Raw genomic sequence first — 20091 nt, 5'->3', positions numbered from 1 at the left:
AATTGTGTGTGGACGGCGAGCAGGAGAGCGCGGAATGACGACGGTGCCGGGGCGCAGGAGCAGCACGTTCACCCGACTGCTGCGGCACGGTTTCACCGACCCTTCCGCCGCCGAGCAGCTCCTCGACCTGCCCGAGCTGTCGTCCGTACGCTCCGATCCGGTGCTCCTGGACGCCCTCGGGGCCACCGCCGACCCCGATCTGGCCCTGCGCGGGGTCGTCCGCCTCGTGGAGGCCGAGGAGCCGGACGAGCGGCAGGTCCTGCTGGACACCCTCGTCACCGCCAAACCGCTGAGGGACCGGCTGCTCGGGGTACTCGGGGCGTCCGAGGCCCTCGGCGACCATCTGTCCCGTCACCCCCGCGACTGGCAGGCGCTCGTCACCTACGAGGCCACCGATCTGCACCCCGGAGTGCCCGAATTCGAGCAGGGGCTCGCCGGGGCCGACGACCCGGACTCGCTGCGCGTCGCCTACCGCCGGTGCCTGCTGGCCATAGCGGCCCGCGATGTGTGCGGTACGACGGACGTCGCCGAGGCCGCCGCCGAACTGGCCGATCTGGCCACGGCGACCCTGCGGGCGGCGCTCGCCATCGCCCGAACGGCCGCACCCGTCGACGCCGCCCAGTGCCGGCTCGCCGTCATCGCGATGGGCAAGTGCGGTGGGCACGAGCTGAACTACGTCTCCGACGTCGACGTCATCTTCGTCGCGGAACCGGCCGACGGCGTCGAGGAGAGCGCGGGCGTGCAGGCCGCCACCCGGCTGGCCGCGCACATGATGCGGATCTGCTCCGACACGACCGTCGAGGGCACCATCTGGCCCGTCGACGCCAACCTCCGCCCCGAGGGCCGCAACGGGCCCCTCGTCCGGACGCTGTCCTCGCATCTCGCCTACTACCAGCGCTGGGCCAAGACCTGGGAGTTCCAGGCGCTCCTCAAGGCCCGGCCGGTGGCCGGCGACCCCGAGCTGGGCGCGGAGTACGTCGAGGCCGTCTCGCCGCTCGTATGGCAGGCCGCGGACCGCGAGAACTTCGTCGCCGACGTGCAGAAGATGCGCCGCCGCGTCGTCGACAACATCCCCGCCGACCGTGTCGACCGCGAGATCAAGCTCGGCCCCGGCGGGCTGCGGGACGTCGAATTCGCCGTACAGCTGCTCCAGCTGGTGCACGGTCGCAGCGACGCGACCCTGCGCAGCGGCTCGACGCTGGACGCCCTGCGGGCGCTCGCCGCGGGCGGCTACGTGGGGCGGGTGGACGCCGCGCAGCTGGACGACGCGTACCGCTTCCTGCGCGCCATGGAGCACCGCATCCAGCTCTACCGGCTGCGCCGCACCCATCTCGTCCCGGAGGGCGAGGCGGACCTGCGGCGGATCGGGCGCTCCCTCGGGATGCGCACGGATCCCGTCAGCGAGCTCAACCAGGCATGGAAACGGCATGCGTCCGTGGTGCGGCGGCTGCACGAGAAGCTGTTCTACCGGCCGCTGCTGGACGCCGTCGCCCAGCTCGCGCCCGGCGAGTCCCGGCTCAGCGCGAAGGCGGCAGGGCACCGGCTCGAAGCCCTCGGATACGCCGATCCGGCCGCCGCGCTGCGGCACCTGGAGGCGCTGTCGTCCGGGGTGTCCCGCAAGGCCGCGATCCAGCGCACCCTGCTGCCGGTGCTGCTCGGCTGGTTCGCGGACTCCGCCGACCCGGACGCCGGGCTGCTGGGTTTCCGCAAGGTGTCCGACGCGCTCGGCAAGACCCCCTGGTACCTGCGGCTGCTGCGGGACGAGGGCGCGGCCGCGGAGAACCTCGCCCGGGTGCTGTCGGCCGGCCGGCTCGCCCCCGACCTGTTGCTGCGCGCCCCCGAGGCGGTGGCTCTGCTCGGCGATCCGCAGGGACTGAAGCCGCGCAGCCGGGAGCACCTGGAACAGGAGGTGCTGGCCGCGGTGGGGCGGGCGGAGGATGCCGAATCCGCCGTCGCCGCGGTGCGCGGGGTGCGGCGGCGCGAGCTGTTCCGGACCACGGCCGCCGACCTCATCGGCTCGTACGGTACGGAGGAGAGCCCCGCCGAGGAGGACCCCGGGGCCCTCGTCGACCGGGTCGGCAACGCGGTCACCGATCTGAACGCCGTCACGATCGCGGGAGCCCTGCGCGCCGCCGTGCGCGACCAGTGGGGGGACACCCTGCCCACCCGGTTCGCGGTCATCGGCGTGGGCCGGTTCGGCGGGCACGAGCTCGGCTACGGCTCCGACGCCGATGTGCTGTTCGTCCACTCGCCGCGCGAGGGCGTCGACGAGCACGAGGCGGGGCGGGCCGCGAACGCGGTGGTCGCGGAGATGCGGAGACTGCTGCAACTGCCCACCGCCGACCCGCCGTTGATCATCGACGCGGACCTGCGGCCGGAGGGCAGGAGCGGGCCGCTGGTGCGTACGCTCAAGTCGTACGAGGCCTACTACCGGCGCTGGTCGCTGGTCTGGGAGAGCCAGGCGCTGCTGCGTGCCGAGCCGGTGGCGGGCGATATGGAACTCGGCCGTGCCTTCATCGAGTTGATCGACCCGCTGCGGTACCCGATGGAGGGCCTCGGGGAGGACGCGGTCCGTGAGATCCGCCGTCTGAAGGCCCGGATGGAGTCCGAACGGCTGCCACGGGGTGCGGATCCGACGCTCCACGCCAAGCTGGGGCGCGGCGGACTGAGCGATGTCGAGTGGACGGTCCAGCTGATGCAGATGCAGCACGGCTGGGTCGAGCCGGGGCTGCGGACGACCCGGACCCGCGAGGCGTTGGCGGCGGCGTGTGCGGCGGAGCTGATCTCGGGCGAGGACGCGCAGACGCTGGACGAGGCGTGGGTGCTGGCGACGCGGGTCCGCAACGCGGTGATGCTGGTACGGGGGCGGCCGGGCGACACGTTTCCATCGGGACCTCGTGAACTCACCGCGGTGGGCCGGTACTTGGGGTACGAGCCAGGGCATGTCGGGGACATGCTGGACGACTACCGGCGGATCACTCGCCGGGCGCGGGCGGTGGTGGAGGAGCGGTTCTACGGGGCGTGAGGGGCCTTCCGTCGGCGTGCGGGGCCGCTCTTTCGTGGCTCCGCTCCGGGCCGGCGTCATGCCCGTCCGGCGATCGGGGGCGGAGCGCCTCAGTTGTGCCCCGGCAGGCCGGCGGACAGGGCGGCCGGCCGCGGCCCCTCCCATGGCAGCGGAACCCGCTTCGCGAGGCGGTGCGGCAGCGAGCCGTACCAGGCGTACGACGCCGCGTAACCGATGGCCAGACACATCATGCCGCCCAGCGCGTCCAACCAGAAGTGGTTGGCGGTCGACACGATCACGATCAGGGTGGCCGCCGGGTAGAGCAGGCCCAGCACGCGGGCCCACGGGGCGGAGGCCAGGGCGAAGACGGTCAGGCCGCACCAGAGCGACCAGCCGATGTGCATCGAGGGCATGGCCGCGTACTGGTTCGACATGTTCTTGAAGTTGCCCGAGGCCATCGAACCCCAGGTCTGATGGACCAGGACGGTGTCGATGAAGTGGGCGCCGTTCATCAGCCGGGGTGGTGCCAGCGGAAACAGGTAGTAACCGAGCAGCGCCACGGCCGTGGTGGCGAACAGGGCCAGCCGGGCCGCCGCGTAACGGCCGGGATGACGGTGGAACAGCCACACCAGCACACAGACGGTGACGACGAAGTGCAGTGTCGCGTAGTAGTAGTTCATCGACACGATCAGCCATGTCACGGAATTCGCGGCATGGTTGACCGCCTGTTCGACGGCGATGCCCAGGTGGGTCTCGACCGACCAGATCCGGTCGGCGTTGCGCAGGGCCTCGGTCTTCTGCTCCGGGACCGCGTTGCGCACCAGCGAGTACACCCAGTAACTGGCCGCGACCAGCAGGATCTCGAACCAGATGCGCGGCCGGCGAGGGGACCGCAAGGACCGCAGCGAACGCGGGAAACGCGATCTCGCCGGGGAGTCGTCGAGCCGCCCGGCGTTCCGCCTCGTGTCAGCCCCGGAGGCCGCCTCGTCCACGATGGGTGACGGGGTGGCCTCCAGCCGGCTGTCCTGTGACGTCGCGCTCAATTCACCCATAGGCGCAGAGTCTGCCAGAAAGGGCCACCCCACCCGATCATCCGCCGATCGGTTCCGGGTCGCACATCTGTGTTCTGTGTGCCGGACAGTCCTCAGGCGCGGGCTTGCGAACCCGGAAGAGGTCCGCCCGCGGAGGCCGGAGCGGGCCCGGGACCCGCGGCCGTCGAGCCGCGGACGACCAGTTCGGGCATGAAGACGAACTCGCTGTGCGGGGCGGGGGTGCCGCCGATCTCCTCCAGGAGGGTGCGCACAGCGGCCTGGCCCATGGCCGTCACCGGCTGACGGATCGTCGTCAGCGGCGGATCGGTGAACGCTATGAGCGGCGAATCGTCGAAGCCGACCACCGACAGATCGCGCGGCACGTCCATCGACAGCCGGCGGGCGGCCCTGATCGCGCCGAGCGCCATCATGTCGCTCGCGCACACCACCGCCGTGCACCCGCGCTCCATCAGCGCCGACGCGGCGGCCTGCCCGCCCTCCAGGGTGAACAGCGAGTGCTGGATCAGCCCCTCCACCTCGTCCGGGGTGAGGTTCAACTGCTCCTGCACGGTGGAGCGGAAGCCCTCGATCTTGCGCAGGACCGGCACGAACCGCTTGGGCCCGACCGCCAGGCCGATCCGCTGGTGCCCCAGCGACACCAGATGCGTCACGGCGAGCCGCATCGCGGCCCGGTCGTCCGGCGAGATGAACGGCGCCTGGACCTTGGGCGAGAAGCCGTTGACCAGGACGAACGGGACGCCCTGGGCGCGCAATTGCTCGTAGCGCTGCATGTCGGCCGAGGTGTCGGCGTGCAGCCCGGACACGAAGATGATGCCCGAGACGCCGCGGTCGACCAGCATCTCGGTCAGCTCGTCCTCGGTGGAGCCGCCGGGGGTCTGGGTCGCCAGCACCGGGGTGTAGCCCTGCCGGGTCAGCGCCTGGCCGATGACCTGCGCCAGCGCCGGGAAGATGGGGTTCTCCAGCTCGGGCGTGATCAGCCCGACCAGTCCCGCGCTACGCCTGCGCAGGCGTACGGGACGCTCGTAGCCAAGAACGTCGAGCGCGGCGAGAACGGATTCGCGGGTGGCCGCTGCAACACCGGGCTTGCCGTTCAGTACACGGCTGACCGTAGCTTCGCTGACCCCCGCCTGAGTTGCGATATCGGCAAGCCGTGCGGTCATGGAAGTGGACTGTACCGGGCGTATGTCGGATTGCCCACCATCCGCTGGAATCGGACGACCGTGCCTGCGGGAGGGGACGGGGGGAGGTCGCGGCAACTTCTTGCAAAGCTTTGCGAGCCTGGTTTGCGGATCGCGGTCAGATCGTCGCACTGCGGAGATGGGGGCTCTCGCCTGCCCCTGTCAGGGGTCGACTCCTGCCGTCAAGAGGCTTGACGGCAACCGTGAGGACACGCAAATGTAACGATCGCCGAAGCTTGCAGAAATCTTCCGCAAACTCTTTCGGCGTTCTTTCATCCTTGTTACGTTCACGTCGACCCGGCGCCGCGACGGAGCGGTACGGCAGTTGAAGGAGTTCAGATGCGACGTGGCATAACGGCCACCGCCCTGGTCGCGGCCCTGGCGCTCGCGGCGACCGCCTGCGGCAGCGGCAGCGAGTCCGATGGCACGAGCAAGGGCTCGGGCGAGCTCTCCGGCACGGTGACGTGGTGGGACACCTCCACCGCGGGCAGCGAGGACAAGGTCTTCAAGAAGATCGCCGAGGACTTCACCAAGCAGCACCCGAAGGTCCGCATCAAGTACGTCAACGTGCCCTTCGGTGACGCGCAGAACAAGTTCAAGAACGCGGCGCAGGCCGGCTCCGACGCCCCCGATGTCATCCGCTCCGAGGTCGCCTGGACCCCCGAGTTCGCAGACCTCGGCTACCTGGCCCCGCTCGACGGCACCTCCGCCCTGCAGAAGCCGGACGACTTCCTGAAGCAGGCCGCCGCGTCCACCAGGTACAACGGCAAGACGTACGCGGTGCCGCAGGTCATCGACTCCATGGGCATCTTCTACAACAAGAAGATCTTCAAGGAGGCCGGCGTCGAGGTCCCCAAGACCGTCGACGAGCTGAAGACCGTCTCCAAGAAGATCAAGGACAAGACCGGCAAGACCGGTATGTACCTGCGTGGCGACGACGCGTACTGGTTCCTCTCCTTCCTCTACGGCGAGGGCGGCGACATGGTCGACGCCTCCACCAAGTCCGTCACCATCGACAACCCCGAGGGCGTCAAGGCGATGAAGGTCGCCAAGGACCTCGTCGACTCGGGTGCCGCCAAGACCGATGCCACGGACGGCTGGGAGAACATGCAGGCGTCCTTCAAGGACGGCAAGGTCGCCATGATGATCAACGGTCCGTGGGCCGTCGCCGACACCTACGCCGGCAAGGAGTTCAAGGACAAGGCCAACCTGGGCATCGCCCCGGTCCCGGCCGGCTCCGCCGCGCAGGGTGCCCCGCAGGGCGGTCACAACCTGGCCGTGTACGCGGGCTCCAAGAACCTCGACGCCTCCTACGCGTTCGTCGACTACATGACGTCCGCCGACACCCAGGCGAAGGTCACCAAGGAGCTGAGCCTGCTGCCGACCCGTACCTCCGCCTACGCCAAGCAGGACGTCATCGACAACGAGATCGTCGGCTTCTTCAAGCCCGTCGTCGAGACCGCTGTCGAGCGCCCCTGGATCCCGGAGACCGGCAGCCTCTTCGCGCCGCTCGTCACCGAATACACCAAGGTCCTCACCGGCCAGACCTCGCCGGAGAAGGCCGTCAAGGCGACCGGCGACTCCTACCGCAAGCTCCTCAAGGGCTGGAAGTAACAGGAAGGCAGGCCGGCTGATGGCTGTCCACACCAGCCAGTCGGTGGCGAAGGCCGCGGGCGACGACGTCGCCCGCGGCCGGAGCCGCGGTACTGGCAACCCCCCGCCGCCGGGCAGGCTCCGACGGGCCCTGTCGACCCACTGGTACGCCTGGACCATGGTCGCCCCGGTGACCGTCGTCATCGGCGTGATCATCGGCTATCCGCTGGTCCGCGGCATCTACCTGTCGATGACCGATGCCAACGAGCGCAACGTCGAGCGGTCCATCGGTGTCAACCACATGCCCGCCACGTACAAGTTCGTGGGCCTGGACAACTACACCGACGCCCTGACCGGCAATCAGTTCCTCGGCACCCTCGGCTGGACCCTGGTGTGGACGGTCTCCTGCGTGGCCATCACCTTCTGTCTCGGCATGGCCCTCGCCAACATCCTCAACCGCCGGATCGCCGGACGCTCCGCGTACCGGATGGCGCTCATCCTGCCCTGGGCCATCCCCGGCTTCGTCTCCGTCTTCGCCTGGCGCTTCCTCTACAACGAGGACCGCGGGCTGCTCAACAAGATCCTCTCCGGTGGCGGGATCGACGGCATACCGTGGCTGAACGACCCGACCTGGGCGAAGTTCTCCGTCATCGCCGTCAACGTCTGGCTCGGCGTGCCGTTCATGATGGTCGCCCTGCTCGGCGGACTGCAGTCGATCCCCAGCGAGCAGTACGAGGCCGCCGAGATGGACGGCGCCACCGCCTGGCAGCGGTTCCGCCACATCACGCTGCCGGGACTGCGGCCGGTCTCCACCACGGTGATCCTGCTCTCCACCATCTGGACCTTCAATATGTTCCCGGTGATCTTCCTGCTGACCCGCGGCGGACCCGGTGAGGCCACCCAGATCCTGGTCACCCAGGCGTACAAGTTCTCCTTCGAGATCAGCCCGCGCGACTTCGCGCAGTCCTCCACCTGGGGCGTGCTGATCCTCGTACTCCTGCTGATCTTCGCCGCCGTGTACCGGCGAGTCCTGCGCACCCAGGGAGACGACTGGTGACCACCGCCCCCGCAACCACCGCCCCGGCGACCTCCGCACGGCACTCCGTCCGCAAGGTCCGGCTGCGCGGCGAGCGTTCGCCGATCGCCTCCGCCGGGCTGCACCTCACGCTCGTCGTCGCGTCCGTGATCGCCGTCTTCCCCGTGCTGTGGGTCCTGCTCACCTCGCTGAAGCCCGCCGCGTACGCGACCACCACGGACTTCTTCAAAGAGACCACGTTCGAGAACTACACGAACCTGATCCAGAACACGAAGTTCCTCACCTGGTTCGGTAACTCCCTGCTGATCGCGGGGCTCACCACGCTTCTCGGCGTCATCGTCTCCGCCTCCACCGGCTACGCCGTCAGCCGCTTCCGCTTCCCCGGCGAGCGCGGGCTGATGTGGACGCTGCTGATCACCCAGATGTTCCCGGTCGCCGTCCTCATCGTGCCGATCTACAACATCATGGCGGGCATGGGGCTGCTGAATCAGCCCGCCGGACTCGTCATCACCTACCTCACCATCTCGGTGCCGTTCTGTGCCTGGATGATGAAGGGCTTCTTCGACACCATCCCGCGCGAGATCGACGAGTCCGGGCAGGTCGACGGCCTCACCCCGTTCGGCACGTTCTGGCGGCTCATCCTGCCGCTCGCCAAGCCCGGCCTCGCCGTGACCGCGTTCTACTCCTTCATCACCGCGTGGGGCGAAGTGGCGTACGCCTCCGCCTTCATGGTCGGCGAGGACAACCTCACCCTCGCCGGCGGACTCCAGCTCTTCGTCAACCGGTACGGAGCCCAGTGGGGGCTGATGACCGCCGCATCCGTGCTCATCGCGATACCCGCGGCCCTGGTCTTCCTCTTCGCCCAGCGCCACCTGGTCACCGGCATGTCCGCCGGAGCCGTCAAGGGCTGAGAACACGCCCCGTACCGCACGCACCAAGTCACGGCCTCGCCGGATTCCCGACCGGTCCCGGCGACGCTCCCCACCCAGACACCCCAGGGACGACATGACCCAGCACCTCGCTGCCCCCTCCACCGGCACGTCCGCCGACGCTCCGGCCCACCAGACCGGCTGGTGGCAGGACGCGGTGATCTACCAGGTCTATCCACGGAGCTTCGCCGACGGCAACGGCGACGGCATGGGCGATCTCGCCGGCGTACGCGCCAGACTCCCGTACCTCAAGGAGCTCGGTGTCGACGCGGTCTGGCTCAGCCCGTTCTACGCGTCCCCGCAGGCCGACGCGGGCTACGACGTCGCCGACTACCGTGCCATCGACCCCATGTTCGGCACCCTGCTGGACGCCGACGCGCTGATCCGGGACGCCCACGACCTGGGTCTGCGGATCATCGTGGACCTGGTGCCCAACCACTCCTCCGACCAGCACGAGTGGTTCAGGCGTGCCCTCGCCGAGGGGCCCGGCTCCGCGCTGCGCGGGCGCTACCACTTCCGGCCCGGCAAGGGCGCGGACGGCGAACTCCCGCCCAACGACTGGGAGTCCATCTTCGGCGGCCCCGCCTGGACCCGCACCACCGACCCGGACGGCACCCCCGGCGACTGGTACCTCCACCTCTTCGCGCCCGAGCAGCCCGACTTCAACTGGGAACACCCGGCCGTCGCCGACGAGTTCCGCTCGATCCTGCGCTTCTGGCTCGACATGGGCGTCGACGGCTTCCGGGTCGATGTCGCCCACGGCCTCGTGAAGGCCGCGGGCCTGCCCGACCTCGGCAGCCACGACCAGCTCAAGCTGCTCGGCAACGACGTCATGCCGTTCTTCGACCAGGACGGGGTCCACGCGATCTACCGCTCCTGGCGCACCATTCTCGACGAGTACCCCGTGAAGAAGAGGCCCGAAGGGTCTTCGTCGGAAGGGCGGTGGTGGGCGACGGGCGGGCGCATCCTCGTCGCCGAGGCCTGGACCCCGACCGTCGAGCGCACCGCCAACTACGTGCGCCCCGACGAGATGCACCAGGCGTTCAACTTCCAGTACCTGTCCACCGCCTGGGACGCCGCCGAGCTCCGCGAGGTCATCGACACCTCGCTCGACGCCATGCGCCCCGTCGGCGCCCCCACCACCTGGGTGCTCTCCAACCACGACGTCACCCGGCACGCCACCCGGTTCGCCAACCCGCCCGGCCTCGGCACCCAGATCCGCACGGCCGGCGACCCCGGGCTGGGCCTGCGCCGCGCCCGCGCCGCGACCCTGCTGATGCTGGCGCTGCCCGGTTCCGCGTACGTCTACCAGGGCGAGGAACTCGGCCTGCCCGACGTCACCGACCTGCCCGACGAGGCCCGTCAGGACCCGTCGTTCTTCCGCGCGGAGGGCCAGGACGGCTTCCGCGACGGCTGCCGGGTGCCGATCCCGTGGACCCGCGACGGCGGCTCGTACGGCTTCGGCAGCGGCGGCAGCTGGCTGCCCCAGCCCGAAGGCTGGGGTGCGCTGAGCGTCGAGGCGCAGACCGGCGTCGCCGGCTCCACACTGGAGCTGTACCGGGCCGCGATCGCCGCCCGCCGGGCGCACCCGGGGCTCGGCGCCGGTACCGCGGTGGAGTGGCTCCAGGCCCCCGAGGGGCTGCTGATCTTCGCCCGCCTCGGCTTCGTCTGCACCGTCAACACGACGGGCCGCCCGGTGCGCATCCCCGTACGCGGCACCGTCCTGCTGTCCAGCACCCCGGTCGTCACCGACGGCGCCGAGATCGAGCTGCCCGCGGACACCACGGTGTGGTGGACGGTGTGACCGTCCCTGAGCCCAGAGCCGGCGGTGCGCCGAGGCTTTCGGACATCGCCGGCCAGGCAGCGGTCAGCGAGGCGACCGTCAGCCGGGTGCTCAACGGGAAACCGGGCGTCGCGGACACCACGCGTCAGCGGGTGCTCGCGGCGCTGGACATCCTGGGCTACGAACGCCCCGTACGGCTGCGGCAGCGCAGCGCCGGGCTGATCGGACTGGTGACCCCCGAACTCACCAACCCGATCTTCCCGGCGTTCGCGCAGTCCGTCGAACAGATACTGGCCGGGCACGGCTACACCCCGGTGCTCTGCACCCAGACGCCCGGCGGCGCCACCGAGGACGAACTCGTCGAGCAGCTCGTCGAACGGGGCGTCGGCGGGATCGTCTTCCTGTCCGGGCTGCACGCCGACCTGTCGGCCGACCCGGCCCGGTACGCCGTGCTCACCGAGCGCGGTGTGCCGTTCGTCCTGATCAACGGCTACAACGAGCGGATCAGCGCCCCGTTCGTCTCGCCCGACGACTCCGCCGCCGCGCGGATGGCCGTCGGCCACCTCGCCGATCTCGGCCACCGCAGGGTCGGCCTGGCCATCGGGCCGCAGCGCTATGTGCCGTCCCGCCGCAAGAGGGAAGGTTTCATCGAGGCCGCCGTGAACCTGCTGGCCCTGGACCGGGACGAGGCCGGACTCCTGGTCTGCTCCGCCCTGTTCGGTGTCGAGGGCGGTCAGGTCGCGGCCGGTGCGCTGCTCGACCGGGGATGCACGGGCATCGTCTGCGGCAGCGACCTGATGGCGCTGGGCGTGGTGCGCGCGGCCCGGGAGCGGGGGCTCGACGTGCCGCACGACGTGTCGGTGGTGGGCTTCGACGACTCGCAGTTGATCGCGTTCACCGATCCGCCGCTGACGACGGTACGTCAGCCCGTCCAGGCGATGGCGGCGGCCGCGGTGGGCGCCCTGCTGGAGGAGATCGGCGGGAGCCCCGTGCAGCGCACGGAGTACGTGTTCCAGCCGGAGCTGGTGGTACGGGGGTCCACCGCCCCGGTCCGCGGCGCCCGGGACCCGGACGCCGCGTCCGGGCGTACCGGAGAAGCGCCCGGAGCCGGCCCTGATCGGGCCGGCGGGGAGTGAGCGACTCCGGCCGCCTCTCCTGTCCGTGACCGGCCCGGCCGGTGAGGTTGCACCGTCACCCGCATTTCCCGACGAGCGACGTCTGGCGCAGCTGACCTCGGTGACCGGACCGGGGCGGGCCCGAGCGCCCCGGTCCGGCAGGCGACCCCCGGGGCCGGGAACACATCGGGGTGCTCCCCGCGGGGCGACGCCCTCATGGGAACGGCCCGCCCGCGGTGCGGGACGACTCCGCGTCGCCCCGCGGGAACGCCACGGTACGCCCCGCCCCCGGCCCCCGTTCACGTCCCGCCACCCGACCTGTTCGCCCACCTCTACTCCACCGCCCTGACCACGGACTCCGCACGCAGCCTCGTGGTCGGCCTCGACGACCCGGCCCTCGCGCCGAAGGGCTGGTCCGGGCTGAGGAAGCCCGCCGCCGTCCCCCTGCGGGACGCCCGGATCCAGGAACTGCACATCCGCGACTTCTCGATCGCGGACCGCACCTCGAAGCACCCCGGCGAGTACCTCGCCTTCACCGACACCCGCTCCGACGGGATGAAACACCTCAAGCGGCTCGCCGCCGCGGGCACGAGCTACGTCCACCTGCTGCCCGCCTTCGATATCGGCACCATCCCCGAGGAGAAGTCCGGTCAGCAGAAGCCGGCCTGCGACCTGTCCGGGTACGCCCCCGACCCCGAGGAGCAGCAGGCCTGCGTCGCGAAGGCCGCGGCGCGGGACGGCTTCAACTGGGGCTACGACCCGCTGCACTACACCGTCCCGGAGGGCAGTTACGCCTCCGACCCCAACGGCACCAGGCGCACCGTCGAGTTCCGGCAGATGGTGCAGGGACTGAACGGCGCGGGACTGCGGACCGTCATGGACGTCGTCTACAACCACACCGTCGCCTCCGGCCAGGACGACAAGTCCGTACTCGACCGGATCGTGCCCGGCTACTACCAGCGGCTGCTGGCGGACGGCACCGTCGCCACCTCCACCTGCTGCGCCAACACCGCGCCCGAGAACACCATGATGGGCAAGCTCGTCGTGGACTCGTCACCTGGGCCAAGGAGTACAAGGTCGACGGCTTCCGCTTCGACCTGATGGGCCACCACCCCAAGGCCAACATCCTCGCCGTCCGCAAGGCGCTCGACGCGCTGACCGTGGCCGAGGACGGCGTCGACGGGAAGAAGATCATCCTCTACGGGGAGGGCTGGAACTTCGGCGAGATCGCCGACGACGCCCGCTTCGTCCAGGCCACCCAGAAGAACATGGCCGGCACCGGTGTCGCCACCTTCTCCGACCGGTCCCGCGACGCCGTCCGCGGCGGCAGTCCCTTCGACGGGGACCCGCGCGTGCAGGGCTTCGCGAGCGGCCTCTACACCGACCCGAACACCTCCACCGCCAATGGCACCAAGGCCGAACAGAAGGCCCGGCTGCTCCACTACCAGGACCTGATCAAGGTCGGCCTCACCGGCAACCTCGCCGACTACGCCTTCACCGACTCGTCCGGCAACACGGTCAGGGGCTCCGGCGTCGACTGCAACGGTGCCCCGGCCGGATACGCCGCGGCCCCCGGTGACGCACTCGCCTACGCGGACGCCCACGACAACGAATCGCTGTACGACGCGCTCGCCTTCAAGCTCCCGACGGGCACCTCGGCGGCGGACCGGGCCCGCATGCAGGTCCTGGCGATGGCGACGGCCACCCTCTCGCAGGGACCCTCGCTCTCCCAGGCGGGCACCGACCTGCTGCGCTCCAAGTCCCTGGACCGCAACTCGTACGACAGCGGCGACTGGTTCAACGCCCTGCACTGGGACTGCCGCGACGGCAACGGTTTCGGCCGCGGACTGCCGTCGGCCGCCGACAACGGGTCCATGTGGTCCTATGCGAGGCCACTGCTGGCCGATGCCGCGCTCAGCCCCGGCTGCGCGCAGATCGACGGCGCCTCTGCCGCGTACCGGGACCTGCTCACCATCCGGTCCACGGAGAAGGACTTCGGCCTCTCCACCACCGAGCAGGTGCAGTCCGCCCTGTCCTTCCCGCTCTCGGGGAAGGACGAGACACCGGGGGTGATCACCATGCGGCTCGGGAAACTGGTGGTCGTCGTCAACGCCACCCCCGGCACCGGGACCCAGAGGGTCGCCGGCCTGGCGGGGAAGCGGTACACCCTGCATCCCGTCCAGGCTGCGGGCGCGAATCCTACCGTCAAGAAGTCCACGTACGAGAGGAGTTCGGGAAGCTTCACCGTCCCGGGACGCACGGTGGCGGTGTTCTCCCTCCGCTGAGCCAAAACGGTCTAACGTGGGAAGGCAGTAGCCGCCGGGGAGTGCCAGCAGTACCGCACTTCCGGGCGCGCCCTCCCACCCCCCCGACCGGTTCCGGCCCCTTTCCGGTACGCCAGGTGTTCTCCCCTGCCTGAGCCGTACGGAACCAGGGGCCGGGACCGGCCGGTCCACCTGTTTCAGCGACGGTGACCATGGCGAGCAACATCCCCGAGGAGACAACGAGCTTTGTCGGACGGAAGGCGGAACTTGCCCGGCTCGAACGCACCCTCGCCACGCACCGGCTGACCACCCTCACCGGCAGCGGCGGTGTCGGCAAGACCAGGCTCGCGGTCCGCGCGGCCCGGCAGGCGGCGCACGCGTACCGCGACGGAGCCCGGTGGGCCGATCTGTCACCGCTCCACGACGAGGGGCTGCTCATCGCGACCGTCTCCGACGCGGTCGGGCTCTCCGACCACACCCTGCGCATGCCCATCGACGTGCTGTGCGAATGGCTCGTCGACAAGGAGTTACTGCTGGTCCTCGACTCGTGCGAGCATCTGCGCTCCGCGTGCGCCCATCTGCTCGGCGAGATCCTCACCACGTCACCCGGCCTCACCGTGCTGGCCACCAGCAGGCAGCCCCTGTACATCAGGGGCGAGCAGCTCGTCGGGGTGGAACCGCTGCCCGTCGAGGGCGCGGGCGACGCACTCGCCCTGTTCCGGGACCGGGCGGCCGCGGCGGCCCCCGGCCTCGCCCTCGACGCGCCGGGCGACGCCGAGGCCGCCACCGAGATCTGCCGCCGCCTCGAAGGCATCCCGCTCGCCATCGAACTCGCGGCGGGAGCCCTCGGCCGGGACACCGTCGAACAGGTCGCCGCCCGGATCGGCTCCCGCTTCGACGTACCGGCCGACGGCTCGCTCTGGCCGCCGCGCCACCGCACCCTGCGCACGGCCATCGGCTGGAGCCACGAGCTGTGCACCCCGCTGGAGCGGCTGCTCTGGGCGCGGCTGACCGTCCTGCGCGGCGACTTCGACGAGGCCGCGGCCCGCCGGATCTGCGCCGCGGGGCCGCTCACCGAGGACGGTGTGGCCGAGGCGCTGAAGGGCCTGGTCGCCAAGTCCGTCGTCGGACGGGACGGCGTACGGCACCGCATGCTCGACACCATCCGCGAGTACGGGCGGATGTGGCTCGCCGAACTCGGCGAGGAACGGGCCGCGGCCGACCGGCACGCCGCCTGCTTCCTCGGCCTGGCCCGGTACGCACACGCGGGCTGGACCGGTGACGACCAGATCTTCTGGTACCACCGCATCACCGAGTCGCACGCCGACCTGTGCGCCGCCCTCGACCACCTGCTGGCCCATGACACCGTGGCCGCCCAGGAGATGGCGGGCCGGATCGGCTTCTTCTGGTGCTGCTGCGGCCATCTGCCGCAGACCCGCGAGTACGCGCAGCGCGCTCTGGACGTCGGACCGGCCGAGGGCCCCCACCGCACCCGTGCCCTGTGGGTGCTGGGCATCACCGTCATGCTCCAGGGCGACTACCCGGCCGCCCGGCGTCTGGGCAGGGAGTGCACCCAGTCCGCGGTCCGGGACGGGGCCGACGAAGGCATCCTCGCCGCCGCCTATCTGCGCGGCCTCACCGATCTGATGACGGGCCGCCCCGAGGCGAGCCTGCGCCAGGTCGACCGGGTACTGCGCTCCACGGGCGCCGCCAACCCGCTGGAATCGGCCTACCGGCTGCGCTGCCATCTCATCACGGTCTTCGCCCTCACCAGCCTGGGACGGCTGGACGAGGCGGTGGACGCGGCCATGGCCCTGCGCACGGCCTGCGACGCCCAGGACGAGTGCTGGACCCGTAGCTATGTCGACTACCAACTCGCCCTGATCGCTCTGCTGCGGGGCGACGCCGACTCCTCCGCCACCTACGCCCGCTCGATGCTCGCCGGCAAGCACCGCATGCGGGACAGATTCGGCATCGCGCTCGGTCTGGACATCCTGGCGGCGGCGATCGCGGCCCAGGGCGCGGGTGCCCGCGCCGCCCGGGTCTACGGCACGGGGCAGGTCTACTGGCGCATGGTCGGCCACCCGCAACGCGGTACCCCGGAACTGGGCCCGCTGCGCGAAGCCTGCGAACGCCAGGCCCGCGCGGCGGTCGGCGACGCCGCCTACCAGCGCGCCTTCGAACGGGGCCGTGCGGACAACGCGGAGGTGGGCCTGGCGGCCGCGCTCCAGGGCGAACTGCTCGGCTGAGAGCCGTCCCGTCCAGGGCTACGGCAGCCGCTGCGCGGGAACGGCCGGTGCGGTGGGCGCCAGCGCGGAGAGCCGGTTCAACAGCTCCGCGAACGGCCCGTCCGCCGGTTCCTGCGAGAGGACCCGCAACACGATGCCCGCCATCTCCGTGTCGTGTGCGGCACTCACCGCGGCCAGCGCCGCGAAGTCGTGCACCAGCTGCGTCTCCAGTTCCTCGCGCGGAATCCGGCGCCCGTCCAGCCAGATCAGCGCCGTCGACTCGGCCAGCGAAACCCACGACCGCACGACCAACTCCAGCCGTGCCGGGGGATCTTCGACCCCCAGATGGGCCAGGATCTGCTCGTACGCCGCCTGCCGGACCCCGTCGATCATGGCGTTCGCCGTCGACGACCCGGCGGCGGGCCCGCCCCGCATCAGCGCCGAGAACCCCGGACCGTGCTCGTCGACGAAGTCGAAGAACCGCGCCATCACTCTCAACAGCCGTGCCCCGAGCGGCCCTTCGCGCGGCTCCATGAACCGTGCCGCCAACTCTTCGGCCGCCCGCCCCAGCGCCGCCTCGTACAGGCTCTGCTTCCCCGGGAAGTAGTGGTAGACCAACGGCCGCGAGATCCCCGCCGCGGCCGCGATCTCGTCGATCGACACCTCGTCCGGGGAGCGGTGGCTGAACAACTCCAGCGCGACACCGATCAGCTGCTGTCTGCGCTCCTCGACGCCCATCCTGCGCCGCACCCCGGTCGTCATGGTGGACAGGGTACCGAGTGCGGAGGTGGGGGAGGGGCGGCGGGCCGGGGCCGCGCCGGAGCTGGAGCGACATCCGGCCGGCCGGCCCCGTGACCCCACGACCGCGGGGAAAACCGGCTCAGCCCCGGTCCAGATAGGCCAGGACCGCGAGAACGCGGCGATTGTCGTCGTCGGACGGCGGCAGACCGAGCTTCCCGAAGATGTTCGAGGTGTGCTTGGCCACCGCCCGCTCCGTGATCACCATCTGCGAGGCGATCGCCGCGTTCGAACGGCCCTGCGCCATCAGCTCCATGACCTCCCGCTCACGCGGGGTCAGCCCGCCCATCGGCTTGTCCTGCGAGCGCCGCGACAACAACTGCGAGATCACCTGCGGATCCATCGCCGTGCCGCCCGCGGCGACCCTGCGCACCGCGTCGATGAACTGCTCGGCGTCGAAGACCCGGTCCTTGAGCAGATAGCCGATGCCGCCGATACCGTCCGCCAGCAGCTCGCGCGCGTACAACTGCTCCACATGCTGCGAGAGCACGAGCACCGGAAGTCCCGGCCTGGCCCGCCGCGCGGCCAGCGCGCACTGCAGGCCCTCGTCCGTGTGGGACGGCGGAAGCCGGACATCGACCACCGCGACGTCCGGCGCCGACTCGGCCAGCGCGCGGGCCAGTTCGGGGCCCGTCTCGACGGCCGCCGCGATCTCGAAGTCGTACGCCTCCAGCAGACGGACCAGGCCGTCGCGCAGCAGGAAGAGATCTTCGGCTAGGACAACTCGCAAGGGATCTCCATGGTCACCATGGTGGGACCGCCCGCGGGGCTGCTGACGGCCATGACGCCGTCGAATGTACCGAGCCGGCGTTCGATTCCGCTCAGTCCCGAGCCGGACCCGACCGATGCACCGCCCCTGCCGTTGTCCGTGACGGAGACCCGCAGCACGGCGTCGGCATGGTGGATGTCCACCCAGACGCGGTCGGCCCCCGAATGCTTGGCGGCGTTGGTCAGCGCCTCGCTCACCGCGAAGTACGCGGCCGACTCGACCGCGGCGTCCGCCCGGCCGTCCAGCTCCACACCGACCTCCGACTCGATGGGCAGCCGCAGCGCCAACGCCCGGACCGCGTCCCCGAGTCCGCGTTCGGCGAGGACCGGCGGGTGGATGCCCCGTACCAGATCACGCAGTTCGGTGAGGGCCTCCGCCGAGGACTCGCGGGCCATGGCGAGGAGCTTCTTCGCCTGCGCCGGGTCCTTCTCGATGAGTGCCTCCACGGTGCCCAGGTTCATGCCCATGGCGACCAGCCGGGCCTGCGCCCCGTCGTGCAGATCGCGCTCGATGCGCCGCAGCTCGGAGGCGGCGGTGTCCACGGCCTCGTGCCGGGTCTCGGTCAGCCGGTCGATGCGCCGCACCAGCTCCTGTTCCTGAGTGGGGGCCAGCAACGCGCGGGCGATCACGAAGTGCAGCCGCACCAGCCGGTCGTTGACCAGCACACCGGTCGCCAGGAGCGCCAGGCCGAGCGCGGCGGCGGCCAGCCCCGACGCCTGGCTGTCGACCGGCACGAACCCGTACCAGTACCGGTCGTCGGTGAAGACCCGCCACAGCCCGGCCGCCAGGACGAAGCCCTCCAGCGGGTACAGCATCAGGGCCGTCGCCAGGGTCGCCACGACATAGCCCGCGGTCATGTCGGCCAGCAGCCACTGGAGGTCCCGCCAGGTCGCCGGGTCCTTCAGCATCAGCGTGGTCCGCTCCACCTGCCCCGTGAAGCCGGTGCGCAGATCCTTCGGGAAGGGGCGGTACGGGACCGGAACGCGGATGCCGGACCAGGTGACCGCGAGCAGCCGCCGCCGGTTGGCGTGCCTGCGGACCAGCTCCAGCACGTAGGGGGTGGTGAGCACGCCGACGCCCAGCGGGATGAAGACGAGGGAGAGCACGGTCCACACGAAGAGGGTGAGCGACCCGACCAGACTGGCGAGCGACAGGATGAATCCGCGCCCGGCGGCCCGCAGCGCGCCCCGTGTCCGTGTCCGTATCGCGTTCATCCCGGTCCCGTCCTCCCCTCGGCGGGCCCCGTGGCGGGACCCGTCCGGGACAGTCTCGCCTGCCGGGTGCCCCGGATGTCAGCCGCTCCGCCACCCGGGCGGGGTGTACCCAGCACCACCCCGCCGACCTCGCCCTACGTCTTTGCGAGCAGGCCGCCCCAGCCCGCCCCCAGCCGGGTACGGGGGGCGGCCGAGGTCCCGGTGGAGTCCGGGACGCGGGGCTGACCCGCCGGGCACGTGGAGGCGGCCTGGGTCCGGACGTACCCGGACCGGGGCCGTTCTCCCGCGTACGCCGCGGACCTCAGGGGGCGTACTTGTAGCCGACGCGCCGCACGGTCTGGATCGACCGGCGGTGCTCGGCGCCCAGCTTGCGGCGCAGCCGGGCGATGTGGACGTCCACGGTGCGTCCGTCGCCCACGTGTCCGTAGCCCCAGACCGTGGTCACCAACTGGTCGCGGGTGTGCACCCGGTGCGGGTGCGCGACGAGGTGGGCGAGCAGTTCGAACTCCAGGAAGGTGAGGTCGAGCGTGTTCCCGTCCACCGCGGCGGTGCGCTGGACCGGGTCGACGCGCACCGGGCCCGTGGCCGGGTCCTCCACCGGTGCACGAACCACGTACTGGGCGGCTGCGGCGGCGGCCGCGGTGACGGCCGGCTGCTGATCGGCCGGCACGAGCACCAGGTAGCCGATCATCGGCGGCCGGCCCGGCAGCGCCGGAACGGTGTGCTGGGGTGCCGGCAGCCAGGTGGCGTCCGGCGGCAGGAACTCGGCCACGTCGGCCAGCTGGATGAACTCGTCGGGGTCGACGGCGCGCAGCCGGTGGCGGTTGGGGGAGAGGGGGCGGGCGGGGCTGGTGGCCGCAGCGGTCGCCGAGGACGCCGCGGTGGCGGCACCGGTTGCGGCATCGGTCGCGGCGGAGAAGGTACGAGTGTTCGCCATGAGGGTCAGCTCTTTCGCGCGAAGGAGTCGTCGAGGGACGGACTTGCTTGCGTGCGCGCGGACCGAAGACCGGGGTGAGCGGCTTTAGAGGGCCTGCGCGTTCAACGCGCGGCAACACACCCGGTCGAAGTCGTGATGCTGACGGGAAGGCCAGAACGGTTCGAGGTCGCTGCGACCTGTCGAGGTGTACT

Annotated in this window: 13 protein-coding genes and 1 pseudogene; 8 read left to right on the top strand and 6 right to left on the bottom strand. The window is 71.1% G+C overall.

From position 1 onward, the window contains the following. Window positions 1–34 precede the first annotated feature (34 nt). Complete coding sequence (locus ACF08M_RS05105) at window positions 35–3025, top strand: bifunctional [glutamine synthetase] adenylyltransferase/[glutamine synthetase]-adenylyl-L-tyrosine phosphorylase (protein WP_392183838.1); 2991 nt, start codon at window positions 35–37, stop codon at window positions 3023–3025. A gap of 89 nt (window positions 3026–3114) precedes the next feature. Here ACF08M_RS05105 and ACF08M_RS05100 read toward each other — a convergent pair whose 3' ends face one another. After that, the gene (locus tag ACF08M_RS05100) at window positions 3115–4056 is read right to left on the bottom strand and encodes a phosphatase PAP2 family protein (RefSeq protein WP_392183837.1); all 942 of its coding nucleotides are present in this window, start codon (window positions 4054–4056) and stop codon (window positions 3115–3117) included. Between the two features lie 92 nt (window positions 4057–4148). Then, the gene (locus ACF08M_RS05095; RefSeq protein WP_392183836.1) at window positions 4149–5216 is read right to left on the bottom strand and encodes a LacI family DNA-binding transcriptional regulator; all 1068 of its coding nucleotides are present in this window, start codon (window positions 5214–5216) and stop codon (window positions 4149–4151) included. Window positions 5217–5573: 357 nt separating this feature from the next. On the opposite strand from ACF08M_RS05095, the gene ACF08M_RS05090 reads away from it, so the two are divergent. The 7 genes and pseudogenes from ACF08M_RS05090 (at window position 5574) to ACF08M_RS05060 (ending at window position 16203) form a co-directional block, all read left to right on the top strand. Beyond that, window positions 5574–6848 (top strand): extracellular solute-binding protein, encoded by a 1275-nt coding sequence (locus ACF08M_RS05090; RefSeq protein ID WP_392183835.1) that lies wholly within the window; start codon window positions 5574–5576, stop codon window positions 6846–6848. A gap of 19 nt (window positions 6849–6867) precedes the next feature. Further along, window positions 6868–7884 carry a carbohydrate ABC transporter permease gene (locus ACF08M_RS05085; protein ID WP_392183834.1) on the top strand — a complete coding sequence of 339 codons (1017 nt, stop codon included), beginning with the start codon at window positions 6868–6870 and terminating at the stop codon, window positions 7882–7884. Next, window positions 7881–8774 carry a sugar ABC transporter permease gene (locus ACF08M_RS05080; protein ID WP_392183833.1) on the top strand — a complete coding sequence of 298 codons (894 nt, stop codon included), beginning with the start codon at window positions 7881–7883 and terminating at the stop codon, window positions 8772–8774. The genes ACF08M_RS05085 and ACF08M_RS05080 overlap by 4 nt, the downstream gene beginning before the upstream one ends. A gap of 94 nt (window positions 8775–8868) precedes the next feature. Further along, window positions 8869–10596 (top strand): glycoside hydrolase family 13 protein, encoded by a 1728-nt coding sequence (locus ACF08M_RS05075; RefSeq protein WP_392183832.1) that lies wholly within the window; start codon window positions 8869–8871, stop codon window positions 10594–10596. Next, window positions 10581–11711, top strand: coding sequence for a LacI family DNA-binding transcriptional regulator (locus tag ACF08M_RS05070; protein ID WP_392183831.1), 1131 nt, complete (start codon window positions 10581–10583; stop codon window positions 11709–11711). The genes ACF08M_RS05075 and ACF08M_RS05070 overlap by 16 nt, the downstream gene beginning before the upstream one ends. Before the next feature lie 312 nt (window positions 11712–12023). Further along, window positions 12024–13975, top strand: a pseudogene (gene pulA, locus ACF08M_RS05065) (pullulanase-type alpha-1,6-glucosidase); the annotation flags it as partial. 191 nt (window positions 13976–14166) lie between these two features. Further along, the gene (locus tag ACF08M_RS05060) at window positions 14167–16203 is read left to right on the top strand and encodes an ATP-binding protein (RefSeq protein WP_392183830.1); all 2037 of its coding nucleotides are present in this window, start codon (window positions 14167–14169) and stop codon (window positions 16201–16203) included. Between the two features lie 18 nt (window positions 16204–16221). Here the strand turns inward: ACF08M_RS05060 and ACF08M_RS05055 are convergent, their stop codons facing one another. The 4 genes from ACF08M_RS05055 to ACF08M_RS05040 form a co-directional block, all read right to left on the bottom strand. After that, complete coding sequence (locus ACF08M_RS05055) at window positions 16222–16944, bottom strand: TetR/AcrR family transcriptional regulator (RefSeq protein WP_392183829.1); 723 nt, start codon at window positions 16942–16944, stop codon at window positions 16222–16224. A 118-nt stretch (window positions 16945–17062) separates the two neighbouring features. After that, window positions 17063–17710, bottom strand: a complete 648-nt coding sequence (locus ACF08M_RS05050; protein WP_392183828.1) for a LuxR C-terminal-related transcriptional regulator — start codon at window positions 17708–17710, stop codon at window positions 17063–17065. After that, window positions 17695–18963, bottom strand: coding sequence for a sensor histidine kinase (locus ACF08M_RS05045; protein WP_392183827.1), 1269 nt, complete (start codon window positions 18961–18963; stop codon window positions 17695–17697). Before ACF08M_RS05045 ends, ACF08M_RS05050 begins: the two co-directional genes overlap by 16 nt. Before the next feature lie 301 nt (window positions 18964–19264). Then, window positions 19265–19900, bottom strand: coding sequence for a winged helix-turn-helix domain-containing protein (locus tag ACF08M_RS05040; protein WP_392183826.1), 636 nt, complete (start codon window positions 19898–19900; stop codon window positions 19265–19267). Between the last annotated feature and the right edge of the window lie 191 nt (window positions 19901–20091).

The sequence above is a fragment of the Streptomyces sp. NPDC015032 genome, assembly GCF_043080425.1.
GTDB lineage: Bacteria > Actinomycetota > Actinomycetes > Streptomycetales > Streptomycetaceae > Streptomyces.
The sequence above is the reverse complement of the archived record's forward strand: the minus strand, read 5'-3'. Positions and strand labels throughout refer to the sequence as shown.

What these genes read in the sequence shown, in the direction of transcription:
- ACF08M_RS05105 (WP_392183838.1), top strand. Translation starts at nt 35, where the DNA reads ATGACGACGGTGCCGGGGCGCAGGAGCAGCACGTTCACCCGACTGCTG.
- ACF08M_RS05100 (WP_392183837.1), bottom strand. Translation starts at nt 4,056, where the DNA reads ATGGGTGAATTGAGCGCGACGTCACAGGACAGCCGGCTGGAGGCCACC.
- ACF08M_RS05095 (WP_392183836.1), bottom strand. Translation starts at nt 5,216, where the DNA reads ATGACCGCACGGCTTGCCGATATCGCAACTCAGGCGGGGGTCAGCGAA.
- ACF08M_RS05090 (WP_392183835.1), top strand. Translation starts at nt 5,574, where the DNA reads ATGCGACGTGGCATAACGGCCACCGCCCTGGTCGCGGCCCTGGCGCTC.
- ACF08M_RS05085 (WP_392183834.1), top strand. Translation starts at nt 6,868, where the DNA reads ATGGCTGTCCACACCAGCCAGTCGGTGGCGAAGGCCGCGGGCGACGAC.
- ACF08M_RS05075 (WP_392183832.1), top strand. Translation starts at nt 8,869, where the DNA reads ATGACCCAGCACCTCGCTGCCCCCTCCACCGGCACGTCCGCCGACGCT.
- ACF08M_RS05060 (WP_392183830.1), top strand. Translation starts at nt 14,167, where the DNA reads ATGGCGAGCAACATCCCCGAGGAGACAACGAGCTTTGTCGGACGGAAG.
- ACF08M_RS05055 (WP_392183829.1), bottom strand. Translation starts at nt 16,944, where the DNA reads ATGACGACCGGGGTGCGGCGCAGGATGGGCGTCGAGGAGCGCAGACAG.
- ACF08M_RS05045 (WP_392183827.1), bottom strand. Translation starts at nt 18,963, where the DNA reads ATGAACGCGATACGGACACGGACACGGGGCGCGCTGCGGGCCGCCGGG.
- ACF08M_RS05040 (WP_392183826.1), bottom strand. Translation starts at nt 19,900, where the DNA reads ATGGCGAACACTCGTACCTTCTCCGCCGCGACCGATGCCGCAACCGGT.